The organism is Nostoc sp. CALU 546, assembly GCF_048836525.1.
The window spans coordinates 1-2898 of sequence record NZ_JAWJTF010000265.1; the positions used below are offsets into that span (position 1 = coordinate 1).

A 2898-nucleotide genomic window follows, 5' to 3' on the forward strand; every position below is an offset into this window, starting at 1 on the left:
AAAGAAGCTGCACGGACTCCCGGAACTACGCCACCAGCAACAAAGGTAACGGCATTTCTTTTCAGAACAGTACGAATAGCCTGTGTAGAAAGTTCAACTAAACCCATTTTCAGCATTAAACTTCCCATTGCTCCAGCTACGGTTTGTGCTTGTTCAAGGGAAAATTTCTGCTGATAGATATTACCCAAATCCATTACCATTTGAGCATTAATTGCCGCAGTCGCCAGAATATCAAGGGCTGGGACTGGGTTAGCAAAGGCAGCAGCAGCAGCTATCCATTGATATTGTTCAATAATTGGAGTGGCGCGATCGCGTCTGGTTCCATTCAGCCAGTTTTTCGCCTCAGCTTTCAACAACCCAGCTTTTCTCATGGTTGTCACCCAAACCAGGCGTTGTCCTTGCTGTACCAAAGCTTCACCCAACTGCTGCGTCAACTGCTGGATATCTGCTGCTGGTTGTTCCATCCACTCTTGCACAGAACCATCAGCCTCATGCTTTCGGACTTTGATGGCTATAGGAGAGGCCGCAGTTGCAACTACATTTCCCTGCATCCGTTGTTTCAATTGACTAAAGATGCTGGCGCTTTCATCAGTTAAATACTGATCTTGTTTGTTGAAAACCAGGATTGTGGATTGATTTGCTGCCTTTAGCTGCTGTAAGGTTTGAAATTCTGAGTCTGTCAAATCACCGTTTGTCAGGAACAGAACAAAATCAGATTTTGCTACTTCTGCCAAAATAGCCGCATCTGAATTTTCACCGACTTCTCTAAATAAAGGTGCTGTTTCTTCTAAAGACACCAAATTTTGTGTCTCTAGATTTTGCTTTAGCACTTTAATTAAAGTGCTTTTACCTACGGATTTCCCGCCAGTCACAGCCACTTTAATTTTTTGTCTATCTAATTCCAGCAACAATTGGGCAACTTGTTCTCTGAGTGTTTGTAATGCCGGATGGTTTTCTGATTCTTGTGCTAATTGGTTAATTACAGTCTCAGTCTTAGCGATCGCACTTTCCACAGTCGCCCGATCCACAACCATACCATTTAGCTGCTCTAAACTGTCTTTCGGGCGATTTTGTTGGAATAACCACAAACCGCCGCCTACAGCTAAAGCACTCAACAAACCAAACTCACTCACCTGCACTATAGAATCGTGCCAACTGTCCAACATCCACAGGGAAAAGGACAGTCCCAATCCTCCCACTAAAATTGGTCGCTGCAACTTCACAACCATGATTCTCCGCGCCTTTTTGATGGCTATTTCTTCCAGAATAGATCAAAAACCTGCTTTTTCAAGTTCAACAGCCGAACAGCCACAACTTTCTTGACTTAGAGATTTTGCTGAAATTAGCTCCCAAGCATTCCTATATTGTGCAGAACGCGGTTTACGCTGTCTTTTCTCAGCTTCAACAAGGTGTATTTCGCTACCGTAGCCAATAAATATGTCTATTGGGAAGATATAAAACAGGTCAAGATTTTCTATATAAACTAAAGCAAAATTAAAGTCTGCTAGAGTATACGCTTCTCGAAGCATTTGTCGCCGATTGGTTTTAGTGCGGCGATTATCTACAACATAATTGCCAGAAGGTTTATCAAACCAAGCATATTTGACTTGAATTTTAACTAGAGTTCCCTCAACATCAAATACTAAATCATAAGGTAGTCTATCACCAACAGGTTTCAAAACTCCCCAACCACGCTTTAAGGCATGAATAACAGCAGCTTGTTCAGCTATGTCTCCTCTAAGCTTTGTGTCCATCTGCAAAATAAAAATAATTAAATAAAATAAAACCCCGGAATCTTTTCAAATTCCAGGGTTTTATTTTAATTTGGTGGCGGGAAGTGGATTTGAACCACTGACCTTCGGGTTATGCTTACCAACTACAACTTTCGTTGCCCAGATATACTGGTTTGTGGTCTGGACTGTCCCTTCACCCTCGCCGTTAGCGTTAGGGTGTCTGCCTTCCAGTCTCTACACCTTCTCCATTTCTGGAGCTTGGTTCGGGATTACCGCGCTATTGGCTTCCCCGAGTTTGACAGATAAACGCACATAAGTTTCTTTATGTGCCGCCCATAGCAAACTTAACTAATAAGCGTCTAGTTAACTTTGCCCGTTGAGCCCGACGAGCTACCAGGCTGCTCTATCCCGCGTTGCTCTCGACTTATTTATAATAACCTATAGTCAAGAGTTTGGCAACTACAAAAATGATAATTCTCCAATTACTTCTAAACGCTTGTATTTTCCTAAGGTGACAAACTTCTCTGAGAGGCTTTGTGCGGCGCTGGGACTAATCCAACCCATTTGTTGGAGTAAGTGAATAGCAACGGCGTGTTTTGCCCGCTTTGCCCCATCCATAACTTTAATTGCCAATCCCATGCCTTCACCGAGTCTACCAATGCACTGCACTCCTTCGGCTCCAGCTTTACTGACTAGTTCCCCTGGAGTTAAGCGCATCAGTTCCGTATCAAATTCTCCATCTCCTGCTACCAAAGCGGGGTGATGAGTCATCGCACGGACAATACGCTCCATATCCAAGTTAGTACTAGAAGCTAACAGGGCATACAAAGAGGCCATGTGACCTAGTTGCATCAGATAAGTTGGTGCGCCGCAGTCATCATGAGCGCTGATAAACTCTTCCGCTGGCATTCGCAGCAATTCTGCTACTTTGCCCAAAATCAACTGCTGTATTGGGTGCTTGCGATCCAAATAGTTATTCAAGGGCCAACGGCGTTGCTGACAAACAGCTAACATCCCTGCGTGTTTTCCAGAGCAATTGTATTCTAAAGGACTCCGCTTACCTTCAGGAATTGGGCACTGGAGTATAGTCGGGTCAAGATCAGCCCGCCAAAGAATATTAAATACCTGTCGGACTTGATCTATTCTGCCTTTATGGGAACTTGTA

General features: G+C 43.8%; 3 protein-coding genes. All 3 read right to left on the reverse strand.

The window, feature by feature from the left end:
- A partial coding sequence (locus tag RRG12_RS42500) for a YcjF family protein (RefSeq protein ID WP_420763242.1) occupies window positions 1-1229 on the reverse strand: 1229 nt, incomplete at its 3' end.
- Window positions 1230-1271: 42 nt separating this feature from the next.
- Window positions 1272-1754, reverse strand: coding sequence for a group I intron-associated PD-(D/E)XK endonuclease (locus RRG12_RS42505; RefSeq protein WP_069070738.1), 483 nt, complete (start codon window positions 1752-1754; stop codon window positions 1272-1274).
- Between the two features lie 438 nt (window positions 1755-2192).
- Window positions 2193-2898 (reverse strand): asparaginase (locus tag RRG12_RS42510; RefSeq protein ID WP_420763243.1); only part of this gene is annotated, 706 nt, incomplete at its 5' end.

Excerpts from the sequence above, each read along its gene's own strand:
- RRG12_RS42505 (WP_069070738.1), bottom strand. The coding sequence starts at position 1,754 with ATGGACACAAAGCTTAGAGGAGACATAGCTGAACAAGCTGCTGTTATT.